This window comes from Nostoc sp. ChiVER01, assembly GCF_034531155.1.
In the GTDB taxonomy this organism is placed as follows: Bacteria; Cyanobacteriota; Cyanobacteriia; order Cyanobacteriales; family Nostocaceae; genus Nostoc.
This window is the reverse complement of the sequence record NZ_JAVRBS010000037.1, coordinates 24,034-43,000: the sequence shown is the minus strand read 5'-3', so window position 1 is coordinate 43,000 and position 18,967 is coordinate 24,034. Positions and strand designations below refer to the sequence as shown.

Annotated in this window: 15 protein-coding genes and 1 pseudogene; 10 read left to right on the top strand and 6 right to left on the bottom strand. The window is 42.5% G+C overall.

The features are described from left to right. Positions 1-431: 431 nt before the first annotated feature. Positions 432-662: pseudogene (locus tag RMY00_RS31800) on the bottom strand (IS4 family transposase); the annotation flags it as partial. 223 nt (positions 663-885) lie between these two features. Between RMY00_RS31800 and RMY00_RS31795 the strand changes: the two are divergent. From RMY00_RS31795 to RMY00_RS31755, 10 genes are all read left to right on the top strand, one after another. After that, positions 886-2,358, top strand: coding sequence for an AAA-like domain-containing protein (locus tag RMY00_RS31795; RefSeq protein WP_322651352.1), 1,473 nt, complete (start codon positions 886-888; stop codon positions 2,356-2,358). Between the two features lie 114 nt (positions 2,359-2,472). Beyond that, positions 2,473-4,050, top strand: a complete 1,578-nt coding sequence (locus RMY00_RS31790; protein WP_322651351.1) for an AAA-like domain-containing protein — start codon at positions 2,473-2,475, stop codon at positions 4,048-4,050. 439 nt (positions 4,051-4,489) lie between these two features. Further along, complete coding sequence (locus RMY00_RS31785) at positions 4,490-4,831, top strand: anti-sigma factor antagonist (protein WP_322651350.1); 342 nt, start codon at positions 4,490-4,492, stop codon at positions 4,829-4,831. Between the two features lie 39 nt (positions 4,832-4,870). Further along, positions 4,871-5,305, top strand: coding sequence for an ATP-binding protein (locus RMY00_RS31780; RefSeq protein ID WP_322651349.1), 435 nt, complete (start codon positions 4,871-4,873; stop codon positions 5,303-5,305). 38 nt (positions 5,306-5,343) lie between these two features. Next, positions 5,344-6,189, top strand: a complete 846-nt coding sequence (locus tag RMY00_RS31775; protein ID WP_322651348.1) for a PP2C family protein-serine/threonine phosphatase — start codon at positions 5,344-5,346, stop codon at positions 6,187-6,189. Positions 6,190-6,261: 72 nt separating this feature from the next. After that, positions 6,262-7,791, top strand: a complete 1,530-nt coding sequence (locus RMY00_RS31770; protein WP_322651347.1) for a CHASE2 domain-containing protein — start codon at positions 6,262-6,264, stop codon at positions 7,789-7,791. Positions 7,792-8,115: 324 nt separating this feature from the next. After that, positions 8,116-8,919 (top strand): DUF928 domain-containing protein, encoded by an 804-nt coding sequence (locus tag RMY00_RS31765; RefSeq protein ID WP_322651346.1) that lies wholly within the window; start codon positions 8,116-8,118, stop codon positions 8,917-8,919. A gap of 103 nt (positions 8,920-9,022) precedes the next feature. Continuing rightward, a complete protein-coding gene (locus RMY00_RS31760) occupies positions 9,023-9,241 on the top strand; it encodes a hypothetical protein (protein WP_322651345.1) in 219 nt (72 codons plus the stop codon). Beyond that, entirely contained in the window at positions 9,142-9,399 is a 258-nt protein-coding gene (locus RMY00_RS36290) for a helix-turn-helix domain-containing protein (RefSeq protein WP_416212119.1), read from the top strand. The genes RMY00_RS31760 and RMY00_RS36290 overlap by 100 nt, the downstream gene beginning before the upstream one ends. Positions 9,400-9,813: 414 nt before the next feature. Then, the gene (locus RMY00_RS31755) at positions 9,814-9,945 is read left to right on the top strand and encodes a hypothetical protein (protein WP_322651344.1); all 132 of its coding nucleotides are present in this window, start codon (positions 9,814-9,816) and stop codon (positions 9,943-9,945) included. Positions 9,946-10,376: 431 nt separating this feature from the next. Here the strand turns inward: RMY00_RS31755 and RMY00_RS31750 are convergent, their stop codons facing one another. The 5 genes from RMY00_RS31750 to RMY00_RS31730 all read right to left on the bottom strand — a co-directional run bounded on the left by RMY00_RS31750 (position 10,377) and on the right by RMY00_RS31730 (position 18,883). Then, positions 10,377-12,662: a chemotaxis protein CheW gene (locus tag RMY00_RS31750; RefSeq protein WP_322651343.1), complete on the bottom strand. Its 2,286-nt coding sequence runs from the start codon at positions 12,660-12,662 to the stop codon at positions 10,377-10,379. A 157-nt stretch (positions 12,663-12,819) separates the two neighbouring features. Then, positions 12,820-14,091 carry a GAF domain-containing protein gene (locus tag RMY00_RS31745; RefSeq protein ID WP_322651342.1) on the bottom strand — a complete coding sequence of 424 codons (1,272 nt, stop codon included), beginning with the start codon at positions 14,089-14,091 and terminating at the stop codon, positions 12,820-12,822. Positions 14,092-14,120: 29 nt separating this feature from the next. Beyond that, positions 14,121-15,146 (bottom strand): chemotaxis protein CheW, encoded by a 1,026-nt coding sequence (locus RMY00_RS31740; protein WP_322651341.1) that lies wholly within the window; start codon positions 15,144-15,146, stop codon positions 14,121-14,123. A 93-nt stretch (positions 15,147-15,239) separates the two neighbouring features. Next, on the bottom strand, positions 15,240-15,677 hold the full coding sequence (locus tag RMY00_RS31735) for a four helix bundle protein (RefSeq protein ID WP_322651340.1): 438 nt from the start codon (positions 15,675-15,677) through the stop codon (positions 15,240-15,242). 71 nt (positions 15,678-15,748) lie between these two features. Next, on the bottom strand, positions 15,749-18,883 hold the full coding sequence (locus tag RMY00_RS31730; protein WP_322651339.1) for a hybrid sensor histidine kinase/response regulator: 3,135 nt from the start codon (positions 18,881-18,883) through the stop codon (positions 15,749-15,751). Between the last annotated feature and the right edge of the window lie 84 nt (positions 18,884-18,967).

The window sequence follows — 18,967 nt, the reverse complement described above, 5'->3', positions numbered from 1 at the left end:
TAGTAAATCGTGTCTGAATCTTAGAAACCCTTATTGCATAGATGATTATTAGACTTCCCAGTAGTTATTGGGATACTGTTCGCCAATGCCAAATGGCTTCCAACTTGCCCAATTTGAAGGTGTCCAGTGCTTTTTGGGTTTAGGTAGCATGATGCAATGTGTAAGTTGCTGGATTCTCTTAGGCTATCGTTTTGATTACGAAATGAGTAGCAGACAGTTAAAAATCCTTTTACTTGGCGAATATACCAAAATGAGACATTAAAAGCTGCTTTTGCTTGCTGAATCGCGGGAATCGTGCAGAAGACTTGTGTAGAACCCGTAAGAGTGAAAGTAGCCAATTTATTAGAAAACTGGAAAAATATAACTTAGCTTATGTAGTAGCAATTTCGTTGTAATCATGGAAGTCTGGTTGCCAGCAGGGCAAAGTGTTAGAAATATTTATTTCCTCGCACTAGCTCTTGAATAAATTTTAATCCTGCAAAGCTTCTATTTATTACACCAACTGCATCGGTTGGTAAATTAGGCATCATTTTTGAGCCAAATTTATAATCATGCTCATGTCCAAAGTTAATGAAGTTATCTTCTAGACTTCCACTAGCTAAATTTAGATAACTGAAAAGTTTTACTTGATGACTTAGCATCCATAACAACTTACTGATCATTTAATCCTTCGCCCAAAATTTAGCATATTTTAGGCTATTACTATTGACTTTTTCTTAATATTCAACACTTTTTTACGGAACAACTTGATATCTGCTGTTGATTTAGGATAACCTACTTTTATCTCGACATATCTTTATATTAATTTTAGGTAAATAAATAAAGAAAGTATGAAAAAGTCCGTTAAAGTCATATCTAAAATAAACTTTATTACTTTTTTTACAGATGAATGCTAAAGAAGGACTAGTAATTTTAGATACATTCCTTAAAAAAAGCTTAAATGAGGTTCAAGAGTTAGTATTTCTGAAAGCTTGGGAAGGGGAAACTTATTCAGAGATAGCAGAGACGTCTGGTTATGACGCTAATTACATAAAAGATGTAGGTTCTAAGTTATGGAAGTTACTATCACAGACTTTAGATGAGGAGGTCACAAAAAGTAATTTTAAGTCAGTTTTAAGAAGGCGATCGCGTCGCACCGACTCAGCAGAATCACAAAGTAGCGTTTTTCAAATAAAATCTCAGAATGCACAGGCAGTAATGAGAAATTATCAGCAATTAAGCAAAGAAAGAAGGGAACCTGAAATTATTTCTGAAAATAGAGGTATATCAAGCTTTTCTTTAGAAACCAGGGAGCTAGAGCCAAAAAAATCTCTAATCCTCAATTCCGATTTTTTAGAAATTCCTAGTGGTTCAGTACCACTCAATTCCTATTTTTATGTTGAACGTCCTCCTATAGAAAAACGCACCTATGCCGAAATAAATAAACCCGGAAGCCTGATCCGAATCAAATCCCCTAGCCAAATGGGGAAAACCTCCCTGATGCACAGAATTCTGGCTTATGCAAGACAGACTGGGGTACAAACTGTGCTAATCAGTTTGCAGAGAGCAGATAGTCAAGTTTTCACTAGCTTAGGAAAATTCCTCCGGTGGTTTTGTGCCAATGTCAGTCGGCAGTTAAACTTAGAGCCAAGGTTAGATGATTATTGGGATGAAGATATTGGCAGCAAAGTAAGCTCCACCTTATATTTACAAGGATATGTGCTACAGCAAATCGATTCTCCGGTAGTCTTGGCTTTAGATGAAGTGAATCGAATTTTCGAGTATCCAGAAATTTGTAGCGACTTTCTACCACTGTTGCGCTCTTGGTATGAGGACGCTTCCGAACTAGAAATCTGGCGAAAACTTCGGCTAGTGGTAGTTCATGCCACTGAAGCTTATATCCCCTTAGATATCAATCAATCTCCTTTCAATGTTGGGCTAGCGATTAATTTATCAGAATTTAGTTTAGAGCAGATGCAGGATTTGGCACTGCGTCATCGACTCGATTGGGCTAAAGACGAGGCAGGAGTGAAAAATTTGGCTCCTCTACTCGCTATGATTGGTGGTCATCCCTATCTTGCTCGCATCGCTTTTTATAATTTGGTATCTCAAGAGCTAACCCTAGAACAGCTACTAGAAGAAGCTCCGACAATTGCCGGAATTTATAGCAACCATTTACGGCATCATTTAGCAAACCTCCAAGGACATCCGGAACTAGCAGCATCACTCAAATCAGTAGTTACATCTGTTGAAGGTGTGCCCTTAGAAGCGATCGCTGCCTATAAATTAGAAAGTATGGGTTTGGTAAAACTTGAGGGAAATCGGGCGATACCTAGATGTGAATTGTATCGATTATATTTTCGTGAGCAATTAAATTAAGTTATAAACTACCCACTACATTATGCTTGGCATACTATGGGGGTTTTAAAGCCCAGATACCTGATTAAGTGTTAAGTCACCTAAGTTTCAGTAGGTGTCTTCTGGAGGTTTTAGATGAATATGTATGAATATCAAGTTGGCGGCAGTCTCAAAACAAATGCTCTCACCTATGTAGAACGACAAGCTGACATTGAATTTTATAATACTTTGATTTCCGGTGAGTTTTGTTATGTATTTAGTTCTCGACAGATGGGCAAGTCGAGCTTGCGGTTACGAACGAAGCATCGATTAGAACAAGCAGGTTTCAGTTGTGCTTCTATTGATATGACCCGCATCGGCAGCAGCAATATTACTCCTTCTCAATGGTATAAGGGCATAGTAGTTGACTTATTAAGAGGTTTTAATTTATGGGAAAAAGTAAATTTAAAAGCCTGGTGGTCAGAGCGAGAAGATTTATCTGCATTGCAGAGATTGAGTCAATTTGTCGAAGATATTTTGTTAATCCACCTCAAAAGTGAAAAAATCTTTATTTTTGTCGATGAAATTGATAGCGTTCTGGGACTAAATTTTCCAGTCATCGATTTTTTTACTCTTATTCGGTCTTGCTACAACCAGCGAGCCGAAAATCCAGAATATAACCGCTTAACCTGGGCACTGTTCGGAGTAGCAACGCCCTCGGATTTGATTGCTGACCAAAATTGTACCCCATTTAATATAGGTAAATCTATTGATCTGCATGGCTTTATGTTGACAGAAGTTGAACCATTAGCAGCAGGTTTAGAGGGTAAAGTAGCTAATCCTATGGCTGTTCTTAAAGAGATTTTGGCTTGGACGAATGGTCAGCCGTTTCTCACTCAAAAGTTGTGTCAGATAGTGGTGCAGGAAAGAGATAGCAAAGGAGTGGAGGAGCATAGAAGCTTGGAAACTGGCGATCGCTACAAGTTAGATGATCATTTACCGATTATTAATTATCATCTGATAAATTTTTATTACCAATTTCCATCGTTAATTTTAGAAAAGTTAGTGCAAACGCACATCCTGGATAATTGGGAAGCCAATGATGAACCGGAGCATTTAAAGACAATCCGCGATCGCTTACTCAGAAATGAGCAACATACTGGAGCATTGTTAGGACTTTATCAGCAAATTTTACAGGGTATTCAAATATCCTCTAATGATGGAGAAGAGCAAATCCAGCTGCTATTGTCAGGGTTAGTGACCAAACAGCAAGGGCAACTAATAGTCAAAAATCGCATTTATCAAGAGGTTTTCAACCAAACTTGGGTAGAAAAACAATTAGCCAAACTGCGACCCTACTCCCAAGCATTAGATGCCTGGGTAGCCTCAGAGCATCATGACTATTCACGGCTATTGCGCGGGTCAGCTTTGCTTGAAGCTCTAGCTTGGTCACAGGGCAAAAGCTTGAGCGATTTGGATTATCATTTTTTAGCGGCTAGCCAAGAATGCGATCGACGAGAAGTTGAGACCTGGTTAGAGGCAGAGCGTGCTAAAGAAGTTAAAGCTCGATTAATTCAAGAGCAAAAAGCTGCCAGATTTCAAAGATTATTTTTTGTGGGCGCATTCGTTTGGGTATTAATACTCGCTTTAGGATTGGGGATAGTAACTTTCTCCGAGTATGGCAAGGACTGCTCACAGAGATCCTATCGTGTTCGGTTAAAGACTTATTATTAAGGCTGCAAGGGGGCAGGGGGAGAAAGGGTTTTCAGGTTTTTGCACAGATGCGGAAATTATAACTAATCAGCCGGACATGATATGAGTAGCAATGAATAATTTAGGCGAATTGAAAAATGCCATTACAACTAGGCTATGACTTTTTCTGACTAAATAGTACAACAACCTTGAATTGTTCGGAAAAATTCATAACTATTTAGGACTTTATCATGCTGCATTTATTTCATAAAAAGCTTAATTTAAAATCATGATTAAACCAAATTACTCAAGGTTGAAATAAAGCCAAATACACATCAATACTGCTCGGTTAAACATTTTTAACTCGGATTGAGTTTGGGGAAAAGGTTAAAGGTTTTTTCTTTCCCTTTTTTTCCTTAACCGACAAGTATTGAAATACACATAGGTTCCAGTTAATAAATAATCTCGTTCAGGAATAAATATGATGACTTTCAATGCGACTCTGCAAATAAATAATGATATCGCCAAGATTAAATTATCTGGCGAACTAGATGCAATGACTGCACCGATTTTCAAAACAGAAGTAGACAAAGCAGCATCCTTTGGCGTAAAGTACCTAGTTTTACTAATGCAAAACCTAGAATATATGTCTAGCGCAGGTCTACGGGTGCTAATCTTCGCTAAACAAAAGATGGGTGTAAATGTTGATATTTATGTCGTTGGCGCTCAGGAAATGGTAATTAGCACATTGAAAAAAACTGGATTCGATCAAAGTGTAATTTTAGTAGATGAGGATAAGACTATTGAACTTGAAAGCGCTTAGAGGAAAGCATATTAATTAGTTTTTTACAAGGCGATTGATATGCAACCTTCTTTAAAAGTGCCTGCAACTCTGGATTCACTTTCAAAAATAGCTGAATATGTGCTGGCAGCTACTGCATCTGCTGGTTTAGATAAAAAAGCTGCCTATCGCTGTCGCCTAGCAGTAGACGAAATAGCTACTAACATTATTTCCTATGGCTACGACCAAGCGGGTTACACGGGAGTATTGCATTTGCAAGCAGATATTGATGAGCAAGCTTTGACAATTTCTATTGAGGACACAGGTTTAGCTTACAACCCTTGTGAGACTAAACTTCCAGATAAAGATGAGTTAAATATGCCCTTAGAGGAGCGTTCAATCGGTGGTCTAGGGATATATCTTGCACTTCATGAGGTCGATAAGTTTATCTATGAACGTATCAACGGCAAAAATCGCAATATCTTCATTATGTATCGCATTCCATCGGCACAGTAAAATTGCTTAACAATTGTACCAGCGAGGCTTATCTATAAATGAAAACAGAGCATGAGCTTCTGCTTTTTTACGAGCGAGACTTACAAATCGCTCGCATGATTCAAGCCGACTTCTTGCCAGAAGCTCTGCCACAGATACCAGGGTGGGAAATAGCTGCCTGCTTTCATCCAGCCCGCGTCGTAGGTGGAGACTTCTATGATGCTTTTCCCCTTGCTAATCACCGAATTGGGATTGTAATTGCGGATGTTTGCGATAAAGGGGTGGGTGCTGCGTTGTTTATGTCTCTTTTCAGAAGTTTGATCCGGGCTTTTGCCCAACAGAATTATACTCTAAGCTGGTTGGATGCTCTTACCGATAAGGGCAGTAAATCAATTAAAGAGGGACGACAACGGGCACAAGCTCCTAGAATCGGCACAACAGTCCTCAAAAATGCAGTTAGTCTGACAAATAATTACATTGCCAATAATCACAGTCGGATAAATATGTTTGCCACGCTTTTCTTTGGCGTGTTGAACCCAGGCACAGGCTTATTGCACTATGTTAATGGTGGACACGAACCTCCAATCATTTTCGGAGCAAATGGCATTAAGGCTAGGCTTAAGGCTACTGGCCCGGCTGTTGGCATGATGCCCAATAGGGAGTTTGGTATTGATCAAATTCAGTTAGAACCTGATGACATCTTAGTAGCTTACTCTGACGGTGTTACTGATGCCCGCAACCCAAAACGTGAGTTTTTCGGCGAAGAAAAACTACTATCTTTACTTCAGCAGCCTGCTTTATCAGCTACTGCTGCACTTGATCGGATCGAAGCAAGTGTGTATGCTCACATTGGTGATGCAGATCAGTTTGATGATATTACCATGCTAGCTCTGCATCGTGTTTAATTTCGAGTCTAGCGATGCCTTCGCAAGGATAAAAAATGTGTGATTTCTAAGTTTTCTCAGAGAATTAATTCTGTGTTGCCTCGTTTACAAGGGGTGTACACAAAATTATTAATCCCAAGTGCCAGGGTGATTTTTAGTGGTGCGATCGCCACAACTTTGGTAATTGGGATGCGGCAACTTGGTTTATTGCAAGCACAGGAACTCTGGGCTTTCGACCAGTTAGTTAGATTGCGTCCTGACGAAGGTGTTGATCGCCGTCTGCTGATAGTTGCAGTAACTGAAGAAGATATCCAACTGGAAAAGAAATGGCCATTAAGCGATCGCACGTTAGAACAGGTCTTAAATAAACTAGAGCAACAGCAACCGCGAGTTATTGGTTTAGATATTTATCGAGATTTTCCCATATTACCTGGTAATAAAGAGTTAACCAAACGCTTTAAGCAGAGCGATCGGATTATTACTGTTTGCAAAGTTAATGATTCTTCCAATAATCCAGGAATTGCACCTCCTCCTAATGTCCCAAAAAACCGGATTGGATTTTCAGATTTGCTAGTAGATTCCGGTGGGATCTTGCGTCGCAATCTACTATTTATGAATCCACCTCCAGTCAATAAATCTAATGGAAATCCGCATCTATGCCAAGATTCCACCGCCGATCTCTTTTCTTTCAGTCTCCAGCTAGCACTAAATTACCTAAAAGTAGAAAAAATCGAGCCGAAGCTTACTTCATCCAACGAGTTAAAGCTAGGTTCAACAATATTTAAACGCCTCAAACCTAATTCTGGCAGCTACCAAAATACTAATGTACGGGGGTATCAAGTTATGCTTAACTATCGTTCTCCTCGCCACGTTGCTCAACAAGTAACCCTTACAGAAGTATTAACAGGCAAGGTTAATCCTAACTGGATTAAGAACCGTATCGTCCTGATTGGCACTACCGCAGAGAGTATCAAGGACAGTTTCTACACACCCTACAGTGCGGGACAGCAAAAAGACCAAGAAATGTTAGGGATTGTGATTCACGCACAGGCAGTAAGTCAAATCCTGAGTGCTGTCTTAGATCATCGTCCTTTATTTTGGTACTGGTCAGACTGGGGCGAAACTCTATGGATAGGGATATGGTCGCTTTTCGGAGGAATAGTGGCTTGGCATATTCGCCACCCTATACGCTTTGGACTGACTATTGTAGCTGCATTAGCAGGCTTATGTGTGATATGCTTCGGTTTCTTTTACCAAGGAGCTTGGATACCCCTAATACCACCTGTATTTACATTCATAGGAACTGCTGGAAGTGTGGTGATTGTAGACCGATTTAATAAGTCAGGATACACAAAGGCAATTTATGATCGCCTTAAAAATCCTTTCAAATTAAACATCGAAATTGACCATTCAAAAAAAGAGCGCCAAGTAGCCCAAATTACACAGACGGAATATTTTCAAGACTTACGAAAAAAGGCGAAGGAACTTAGGAGTAAAAAACCTCTGGTTAATGAGACTAAGAAAAACCCTCAAACCTCTGTAAGTTCCGATCCAGAATATTTGCAACAGATGCATGATAAGGTAAAAAAAATAAAAACCCGGGCAAATAAAATAGACGAATAATCTATAATATCATGCCTAAAAAATTATATATAACGTATAAAACTTCCGAACATAGGGTTTATACGACGGTTATATTTGTATACAAAATAAATACCAAAATTTCTAGTACAACTCTTATTTATCTATGTCTTGCGTTGCGCGTAATTCCTATTATATTTCAACACGGTTCAGTTAAGGCTAAAACTCTTACTGAAAGTGAATTTTTTTAACGAACCGCCAAGAACGCCAAGGACGCAGAGAGAAGAAAGAAATTCTTCACCCAAGCGTATTGTATTATATTCAGGCTTTTTTCAGCTAAAAACCCAACATCAAATCAGAGTAAATATGAAAACTACTTTTTCTATAAAACTTGCACCACTTTCTTTAGCTACATTGCTAGAAATATCTATTATTGCTGCTTTCCCTCAAACCTTAACGGCTCAGTCATCACACCTTTTACTTAGCCAAAACTTGGCTGGTAACAAAAAAATATTTGAGAGAAAAATCAATTTCAAGCCTCCTAAAGTTGGAGCGCCTGACAATCGCAAAGGAGGGGCATCGCGTGGCACTATGATGTGTAGCCAAAATCGAAAGACACTAAAGGCATTACTACCAGCAAATAACCTTGGCTTAACTGTAGAAAAATATCCAACTTTCTTTGTATATATTCCTTCAGTTTCTACGCAATTAGCGGAATTCGAGTTACGGGAGAAAAACAATAGTGCTGTAGTTTATAAAACGAGATTTCCACTTCCAGCAAGTTCTGGTATTGTTAGCTTCAGCCTCCCTACTAATAAAACCTTACAACCTTTAGAAATTGGCAAAAATTATAAATGGTCATTTTCCATCATTTGTGATTCTGAAGACCGTTCTGAAGACCTTTTTGTAGAAGGTTGGGTACAAAGAATCGAACCAAGTTCTACTTTGGTTAGTCAGTTAGAAAAAGCAACATCACGCGATCGCCCCTCCTTATATGCAGAAGCTGGCATTTGGTACGAAACGCTGACAACATTAGCCCAATTGCGTTATTCTAATCCTCAAGATTTAACTTTAGTAGCTGATTGGAAAGAGCTATTAGAGTCAGTTGGACTTAATAGTATTGCGAAAGAGCCGTTAGTTGAAACTTCAATAGACCTCTTGCACGAATAATGTAAGCATGAAAAAATACAGGTCAAAAAAGAAAGAGTAATGAGCTACGAGCAGATGAAATACCTGCCACCACACGAGTTTAAACGGTTATGTGGAGTACATATTGCATTGCTACGTTTGGGAAAATGGTAGAAGTTCTAAAGCCCCAACTGACGAGAACTGGGATATTGGGGGTCAGCCAAAGTTAAGTGTAGAAGACCATTTATTAATTGCACTTGAATATTGGCGGGGAGCCGGAGACGCTCCGCCTCCGGGGAGTACAGAACTTACTTTCATATATCTAAAAGTTGGGGTATACATGAATCCACGGTATGCCGGATAGTACGGAAGGTAGAAAATATTTTGATTAAGTCGGGAGCATTCCGACTGCCTGGAAAACGAGAGCTACATCAACAAGCGTATGAATGGAAAGTATTGGTAGTAGATGTCACTGAAAGACCTGTAGAACGTCCAAAAAAAAACAGGTACAATCAAAATTAGTTAGCATCCATTTATAAATTTTTAGAAGAACCCAGAAGCCAGAATGGGCTAAACGCCCAACTATCCATGTACAGGAATCAGAACAAGAAAATGGGGGATTCAGACCCGCCACTAATTATAGACCGCTAAATTTTCAATGTAGTGGGGGTATTAAACCCATTTATTCAAACACCAGTCATACAGAATTCAGGATGGATTCTGACCATGCCAGTTTTCAAATATTCTTTTGGAGTAATGCAATCCACAACCTCAGAGTGATGTTTCTCTCATTGAATTAAGCCATCTTTTCTTTGAGACTTATTAGCAAACATTTAGGCATTTAGCTATTAAAAGTTTGCTAATCCTTGACCGATTAATCCTACTGTTGCCGTTCGTGGCAATAAGATTCCTTAACAAGTAAAGGAAACACCAACTATGTCATCTCAAGCTGAAGAATTTACTATTGATGTCGAAGAGGAATATCAAATTATCAATCCGACGACGCGGGAACTGAGGAGAGCGTGTGGAACACATTCTGCCAAAAGCCCAGAAAGCTCTTGGCGTTGAGGTACAGCCAGAAGCCTAGTACAGCACGGCATAAATAAACCACCCATTCCAAATCAACGAAACTATTACCCTGTATTCATTTTGACTTTTGACTTTTGACTTTTGACTTCCGCCCTGCGGTACTAGCGATCGCAGATAGAAATTGGTACACCCATCTGTAGAACACTTGCAGATGTGCGCTTGGAACTTGTTCGTTTACGACGCGAAGTGATTACGGCGGCTACCTTGAACATTGAAACAAAACACCCATTGGCATCCAGGTACCGTGGCGAGGTTGGTTAAAGTTACACGGCCTCTGTGAGGGTTGGCAGCTTGCAAAAGAGACTTAACGGGAAAAGTCAGATGTGCTATGAACTGGAGCGCTTTTATTGGGAGTCTATGTTAAAACTGCTGTAATTCATGTGCAACAAACGTTTCGGCAGGTATTGAGTTCAAGTTAGAGATTTTGCGAGAAGGTGACCATCTAAAACCACGCTAAGTTGCCCATTGGCAAGAATGCTAGTTCCTTGGATATAAGCAGCAACTGGGATTGCTTCCCCCAGAGGATGGATCGCAGAGGATTGTTTGCCAATGATGCAATCTACTTCTAAAGCACATCGTTTGTCTAAGTAACGAAATACTAATAAAGGCTTATCCTGCTTGAAAGCATTTAGTGTATTTGTGCTGTAAGTAGTAACTGAGGTGGGGAGATGATTAGGACAAATCAGCACATCAGTCAATAAATGGATAGGGACGAGCATTTCTGTTGTTAGATGCTCATGAGCATAACCAAGGAAGCCACTGGATTTGCCAGAAGACTGCAATAATAACATGCGTCCCGCTTGAGTGTGGATAATTTGTTCGGACTGGGATAGATAAATCTGCTCTACAGAATCGGCAATAAATGCATAGACTCTGGAGTTAGCTTGACAGAGGATAAGTTGAGCAATTTTTTGATTGAGGGGAATTTGGAGTGAGAAGGCTGTACCATGTCCAACTTTAGACTTCAATACTATTCTTCCCTGAATAGCTGTTAATTGCTTGCAAACTTCAGTTAATTCTACTCCTAACTCTAAAGCAGCACGATCGCATAAAACAGATGAAACCTCTGGTTCAATTACCATTTCTTGTAAGATATCCCCTGGTTTTGTCAGAGCGAATCCTTGGGCTAAAGCTTGTTGATAAATTTGAGATAAGTTAAGTCCTGCACCATCATCACAGCCATCAATAATCAGTTGATTTCCGTGCTGGTAAACTTGAATTTCAATAATACCGTTGCTATTTTTACCAAGGTGTTGGCGTGTTTGGCAAGACTCAATACTTTGCTCTAGTAAATAGCAACTTATATGCAACAAGAGAGCATGAAGGCGATCGCTAAATGCCCGATCGACTTGGATATCGCTAATTTGTAAATGTAGTCTAGCAGACTTATCTTGTAGAGCTTGTAACTGAGACCAAAGCCGATGTAAGGATTCTAAAGCTACTTTTAAAGGAATAGTTGTAACTGTTTTGACTAAATTGGAAGAATGCTTAAGCAACTTTTCCTGCTGTATGAGTTCTTGTTTGAGTTGATGATGATTGTTATTCAGCGAATCAACAGTTGATGCTACCTGAGACGCTTCAGCCAAAACAGATTGTAGAGTACTGTATAATTGCTGAGAGCGAGAAGCAGCTAGAGGAGAAAGGGTATCTGAAATTGCTACTAAACGTCCTGACCATTCCTGTAGATTATCCAGCAGGTGTTGTAATCGTTTAACTTGTCGGAGCAACCGCCCGATCGTATGTTGCTGTTGTTCTTCTTGACAAGCTTGCTGATTATATGTAGTTAATAATGTTGCAACTAACGCGTTTAGTTGTTCGAGATGCTCAATATTGATGGGTGTGGCGGTTGGAATACTTGTTGCAAGAATGGTAGAAATCGATTCTTGCAAAGAGAGTTGATGTTGATGGCGAACAGATTTAACTAGGGATGGAACAGAAGTTTCAGTAGGCAGGGAAAAATCCCCTAACCAAGCATGAAAATCTTCTTCCTCTAGGTTCGCTAATTCCCCTACCTTGATGGGAAGCTGCTCTGTATCTACGTGAACAAGGCTGTCAGACTGGGGGCTAGTCTCACAAGAGGCAGGGGGCAGAGGGGCGGAGGGGCAGAGGGGCAGAGGGGTGGAGGGGCGGAGGGGAAAGAACTTGGTATTTGAACTCTCCTTTGCTCCCCTGCTCCCCTGCTCCCCTGCTCCCCTGCTCTCTACTCCCTGCTCCCCTGCTTTTTCACATTCATGTGGTTGCTCTATCGATGTCTCAAGGTTTGTTTCCTGGGTGATAACGCTTTGTTGGCGATCGCCAAACTCTGCTTGTAGAAGAGCAACAATGGCAGACATCCGCTCCAGAATTTCTACTTCGTCAATTTGCGAGGCTGTTAAAAATGCCATCAATAGCATCTGTAGACAATCTAATCCTTCTGACAACAGGGAAGCGATTGGGGCGTTGACAGTTGCCCGATACTGATGCAGAAGCTGAAAAATCTCTTCTAGTGCAGCCGAAACTATGGCAATGGCATCTAACTCGGCTGCTATGGCAATCGAATGCAGAGAGCGAGCAGCTTCCATGAGAGCCAAAGCTGTACCAGGGTTACTGTCTTTTGTATAGTTAGGCAACTCCTGCTCCAAGAACAGTAACAGATCGATCGCTTCTTCTAGAAAGCGATCGTCGTTCTGCGGTTGGGGGACAAAATCGGTACTCATGAAAACAACTCTCAGTTTCTATGGGATTTGTGACAATTCTATAAACTTCTTGCAGAAGTCGGGAAAAGGGGAAAGCGGAAAGGTTCTGTATTTTACCTTTCCCCTTTAACCTTTACCCTTTTCCCACCTCTTGCAAAAGTGCTTTTTGCAAGAGGTCTTATGGCTTCGACATTGGTTTGAGGATACAAGCAGCAATGTTGGCGATCGCTCTAAATTGCTCCTGGATTTGCGCGATTGACTCCAGTCCCGCATTGATTTGGCGATCGCACGGTTCGATAGCAGAAGCAACGTCTGCTGCTGTCACCTGGAGTTCTTGGAACCATTCCTCTATATTTAAGGTGCTGTCGCGGGCTTGACGAGCGAGAATTTCTACCTGTTCAGCAGCAGCTAGCAAACTTCGTTCCTGGTCGCTAGCTTTTGTGGCTTCGATGGCTGTATTCAGAGACAAAACCTGAATTTTGGTACTTAAGCCTTCCACAAGGCGAATAAAGCCAGAAGCTTGCTCGCAAAATTCACCAAGGTATTGCAGCTGTTTATTAGTAAAAGCAACAGTATCTTGAATAGATATTAAATACTCGTTGGCAAGCTCGGCGATTCTTGCTCCTTCTTGTACAGCCTGGCTCACTTGCTGAAATGGCACTAGTAATTCAGAGCGATCGCAGGATTCAGCCTTTTGGGGAGGTGGTGACAGTTGTTGAGCAGGTGGAGCTACTATTTCAGCCCAGCGCAAGTTAATTGTCAACATCATTCCTACTTGTTGCAGCAAACTACGCTCTGCTTCCTGCCATTGTCGGGGTTGAAGGCAATGATGAATAACTAACAAACCCCAAGGCTGTTGTTTGACAATCAAGGGTAAGCACAGGCTAGCTTGCACCTGAAAGCGTTGCCAAAATTGCTGTTGGCGGGGAGTTAATTCTAATATTTCAGTGAGGTTGCCCTGCGAGTTTTGTCCGTCACTAACATCGGGTTTAGTAACCAACAAATTTATCGGTAGGGATTGGTTGAGCAGGGATGACCAACCCGCTTGTATAGCTTCAGCGATCGCTCGAGAGCGATTATCTTCCTCAAAACGATAAATCAGGACGCGATCGGCATTGAAAACATCTCGAAGGGCAGTGACTGTAACCTCCAAAAGTGCAGTTTGACTTTTTGCTTGTTGCATTTGCCGATCAATCGCCGCAAGTTGTTCTCGCTGGAGTTGAAAAGCCCCTCGAACATTTTCATCATTGTCACTGGGCGAATCCTTAGCCAAAGCTTGGATAAAAGCTTCGATTTGACTTACCTTCTGCTGCAATTGAGCGACCTTTGGCCCCTTAGCAGATTGAAAGACTGCTTTGATTTCAGCCACATTAGCCACAATTTCTTCTATCTGGATTTCATTTTCAACAGGCTGGGTTTCGGAATTAGGGTCTAAAGTTGCGATCGTCACGGAAAACTCCTTGGCAGCATCAAGTTAAATCAGTGGGTTTGCCATTGCAATGTCTGGGCGATCGCTCTGGTGTCTAAAATCCAGCGATCACCTGGCAGAATACCTCGAACTAAATTTAGCAGTTTGTTTGGGGAAAAGTCGGTTGGTGCCGATTGTGCTTGCTGTAAATCCTGCCACTCTACATCGTAGACATGAGCCACCAAAAACCCGATTACCTGATTTTGCAGTTCGAGAACCAGAACCATTGGCTTTTCTGGTGGTGACTGCCGCTTTAAAAGCGGCGCATAACCAAGCAAATGTTCCAAGTCAACCAGCCGCAGCATCTGTCCTTGCCAATTATAGAAACCTAAAATCCAACTTGGTAAGGCCGGGGCTGGGGAAATTTCTTGGCTAGCGAGATGAAAAATTTCCATTATTGAGTCAAATGGTAGCAATCCACTTCCTTGATTCCCCAAGGAAAAACGGAGAAATCTTTGCCGTTGTTCGCCTGATATCAGCCCAGGAGCCAAGGTTGGGGTTGTTCCGGGCAACCCCAACTTATCAGCCAATATCTGGCTCATACCAAAAAGAAGTACTTTGAGTGGTTCCTCGTTTGGTGCTACAGACAAAACAGCCATGTGGCTAACACAGCTTAACTCCGCCACTTGCCGATAAGACCAAGGCACCGGACGCACAGCTGACAAAGGAATATCAATTAAGGCGGGGGGCTTGTCCACAGGAATACCACAAATTTCCCCAGTCCGTGTTTGAGTCAGAAGTAAGAAGCGCCCTGAAGTCTCAACCACAGAGAGAACTTGATCCGCCTGTTGTCGTGGTACTTGCTGAATGAACTTCTGGCGCAAGTCCACAATTGTGATCGTTTGCGCTCCCAAATCAACCATCCCGATACCATTTTCAACCGTACTGCTAATAGGGGGACAAGCCATCACCTTGAGAACTGCACCAACTGGCAGGGCAAATAAATAGTCTGCGATCGCAAAAACAACGACTCGTAATGAGTCGCGCTCGCTCACAACGCCAGATAATCGCTTAAACGGAAAGGGAGTGTTAAGCATAAGTCGGTAGGTGTTGAAAACTGTGGTTAGGGGGCAGAGGGGCAGAGGAGCAGGAGAGCAGGCAGGGGAGCAGGGGAGCAGGGGAGAAAGATATTAACGCTTCATTAGCCAAGGTGAGGGATCAGTAATCATATTTACCAAACCACCTAAGATCCGATTGTAGATTCCATATAATTCTCTGCCTAATTCAACATCCAAATAATTGCACTTAACAGCAAATTCAATCCATGTTTGTGTTTCTACTGCCTCTGCTTGTCTACGACACGCTTCGCGAACACAGTCATTGAGTTTAGCCACAAAAGCTGCTTCATATCGACGTTTTCTCCAAGCTTCAGCTAGATTTGCACAAACAGAACGGGATAGCGAAGCGTTAGCGAGTCTTCGAGCGTCTGATCTACGAATCTGATAAGTTAATGAATACCGCTCCTCGACAGGAAACTTTTTAGAGAATTCAAAGATTTTCATAGCTGCATCGAATGCCATTTGATAAACTTTCAAGTCTTTATGATTTTTAATTGGTTCTTTTTCCATCTCCATCTACTCCCCTGCTCCCCTGCTCCTCTGCTCCTCTGCTCCCCTGCCCCTCTGCTTCCTGCCTTATCTCAGGTATGAACCAGTTCAGCGATCGTGGCTAGAAAGTTCTGTTCTGAATAAGGTTTGGTCAGGTAAGCTTTCGCCCCTAGAGCTAAAGCTAATTGGCGGTGCTTCTGGCCGCTACGGGTAGTCAGCATCACTACAGGAATCTCAGACAAACGCTCGTCTTGGCGACGGTGTTCTAAAAACTCAAATCCATTCATACGCGGCATTTCAATGTCACAAATCACTAGATCGACATCACCGTGTTGCAGCATTTGTGCGATCGCCTCTCGGCCATCGCCTGCTTGCAACACTTGATAATCGGCTTTTTGGAGCGTCTGCACCAAACTTTGCCTTTGTACAACCGAATCTTCCACCACTAACACCATTAGTCGGTTAGGTTGAGCAACGGCTGTATTGACTTCCATCGGCTGTTGCTGCGGTTGCGTTATCGTTAGCTGGGATTGCTGCCCCTCTAGAGCAAGAACAAGCTCAGGCGCAGGCAATAGTTTAGTTGCAAGACTTGATGCCGGGGAAGTTGGCATAAGATCAGTCTCCCAGGTTTGCCGAACTAACTCCACCGGGTCAACAATTAGGGTAAGACTACCATTTCCCAATACGCTGTAGCCTTGGATGTAACTAGGTAAAGTCAGGACTCTGCCGAGGGATTTAATTACTAATTCCTGCTCGACTAAAATCTGATCGACTTGCAAACACAGGTATTGATGCTCTGTTTCCAACAGCAGCAGAGGTTCAACGGTGTTCCGTTGTTTGACTGGAAAAGGACTTAGATTTAAATTGTGGTCTTGGGTGAATAAAGGATATTTGTAATCCAGCAAATTGGCAAGCGAGCGGATGGGAACTAATTGCTGATTTTGCCCTTCTCCCCACTGCCAGAATTTTTGGCTGCCTTGCCCGTGTAAAGATTGCTGGACTTGAATCTGGTCTGGCTGCGGTAATAAAACCTGGCTAATTCCTTCAGATAACAAGCCATAAGTAATACCTTGAGATTGACAAACGAGCAAGCGTGCTGTTGTCAAGCTCAGAGGCAATTGCAAGATGAAGGTGGTTCCCTGCCCTGAAAGCGATCGCACCACAATCGAACCTTGTAAAGCTTGCAATTGAGTGCGAACGACATCTAAGCCGATACCACGGCCAGATAACTCACCAATCTCCTTGGCGGTAGAAAAGCCTGGTTCAAACAATAACTCTGCCAGTTGGTCTTCTGAGGCGTAGGCGGCTTGTTCGGAAGCCAGTAGGTGTTTTTCTATAGCTCGCTGACGAATGGATTCCCAGTTAAAGCCTCGACCATCATCCCGTACCTCAATAGTAGTGCGGTTGCCTTGATGATAGGCTTGAATTGTAATTGTTCCGGTTTCTGGTTTACCCTGCTGGCGGCGGGTTTCTACCGGTTCAATGCCGTGATCGAAGGCATTGCGAATCATGTGCAGCAAGGGGTCGTACAACTGCTCAGAAATGGCTTTATCCACCAGTACCTTCGTACCGCCAAGCTTGAGTTCAACAGGCTTATGATAAGTTGCTACCATCTGTTGCAACAGCCGGGGTAATCGATTCAACACTGTTCCCAGTGGAACCATTCTGGCTTGCAGCAAATCCTCCTGCGCTCCTGAAAGCAGTTGTTTGCGCTTGCCAAGACTGAAGCGAGATTGCTGAACTAAGCCATTAACAGCCTCAATCCGTTCTCCTAATTGCACCATGTCTTCTGTAAGATTTTGCAGGAGAATGTGCAACTCGCTATAGTTATCCATTTCTAAAGCATCAAAATTGGATTGTGCCTCGGTAGTTGGAACTGAGCGTGGAGAGGCATGTATATGTCGCTGCTTGCGTTCGGGAAGCAGCAGATGTCGATCCGACCAAGTAAAAACTTTACTAAGTTGTTGTTGACAGTACAAAAACTGTAGTAAAGTGTCTTGAGCTGCTTTGTGGATGTGGTTAGATTGCAGGTTTTGTTGGTTTTCGCTGATTAGCAATTCCCCAATTGTATGGCTGAGGCGATCGAGCTGTTCTATCGCGACTCGGATACTGGGAAGTGATGCCGATGATTGAGCCTGGAGGCTTGGTGGTGGTGGAGAGGCCGGCCGATCTGAGTCTGAGTATCGGCAGGATGTCTGGGGATCTCCGATCCAGATTGACTGTAGAATCCGCTCTATGGCAGAGGGGGCTACTACCGAATCCTGAGAAATAGGTGCCAGTACCTCCGGTGTTTTCGGTAGCGAGTTATCAGTCCGCTTCGGGAAAAACGACCAAATTGATTCCGCTTCGCTAGCACTGAGGAGGGGAGATGGCTGATTCTCAGTTGTAGTCGTTTGTGTTGCTTGAGCAGCGATCGCAACTGGCTGCTCTTGCGGTTCTTGGACAGGAGTAGTTATTTCTGCCCATTCTCGCAATTGTGGAGATATTTCTCCCCCTTGAGTGCGATCGCCTGCCAGTACTGCTACTTGAGCCGCTTTAAAATTTTCTAAAGCCACCTGAGCGATTTGCAATACTTTATCTGGATGTGCTTTGAGCGCGTTTAGGGTCGCCTGGGCAATTTCTTCCAATCCAGATAAGCCATAAGATGCTGCTAGTTCGACAAAAAATTCTGCTTGGGAGTTGAGTGTTGTTTGAATTTGTTGCGGATCTTGGGTTTGAATGTCAGTTTCCAACTGTTGCAAATCCTGGAGTACACTCCCGGAAAAGATTGACTCTACCACATCAAAGCCAAGTTCTTCCGAACTGGGAAGCGGAGCCTCACGACCAAAAAAGTCGCCTAGTTTGTGTTGGAGTTGGGCGAAAATTGAGGCAGTGCGATCAAGTATTTCTGCCTCATTGCAGGATAAGCCCATTAAAGCAGCACTCAATGGAGTTCGCAGGCACTCATAAGCATCTAGAAGCAAAGCACCCAATTCTGGATCGATTTCCAGTTCTGGGGCGTATAACGCTTGGAATACATCTTCCAAATGATGGGCAATTGTCTGAATAGTTTCTTGCCCAACACTGGCAGCACTCCCTTTGATAGTATGGGCGCTTCGCATTAAGGCATGAACTTTTTCTATTGTTTTTTCATCAAGTAGACCGATCAGATTCTGCTCAATGGTTTGCAATAACTCTGCCGCTTCCGCAAGAAAAGCCTGCTCTTGATTACTGGGATCGGGGTTCATAATACGCTTGGTGTCAAGGAGATTTATCTGTTAAGGCAGGCAGGGGGAGCAGGGGGAGCAGGGGAGGCAGGGGAGCAGGGGAGA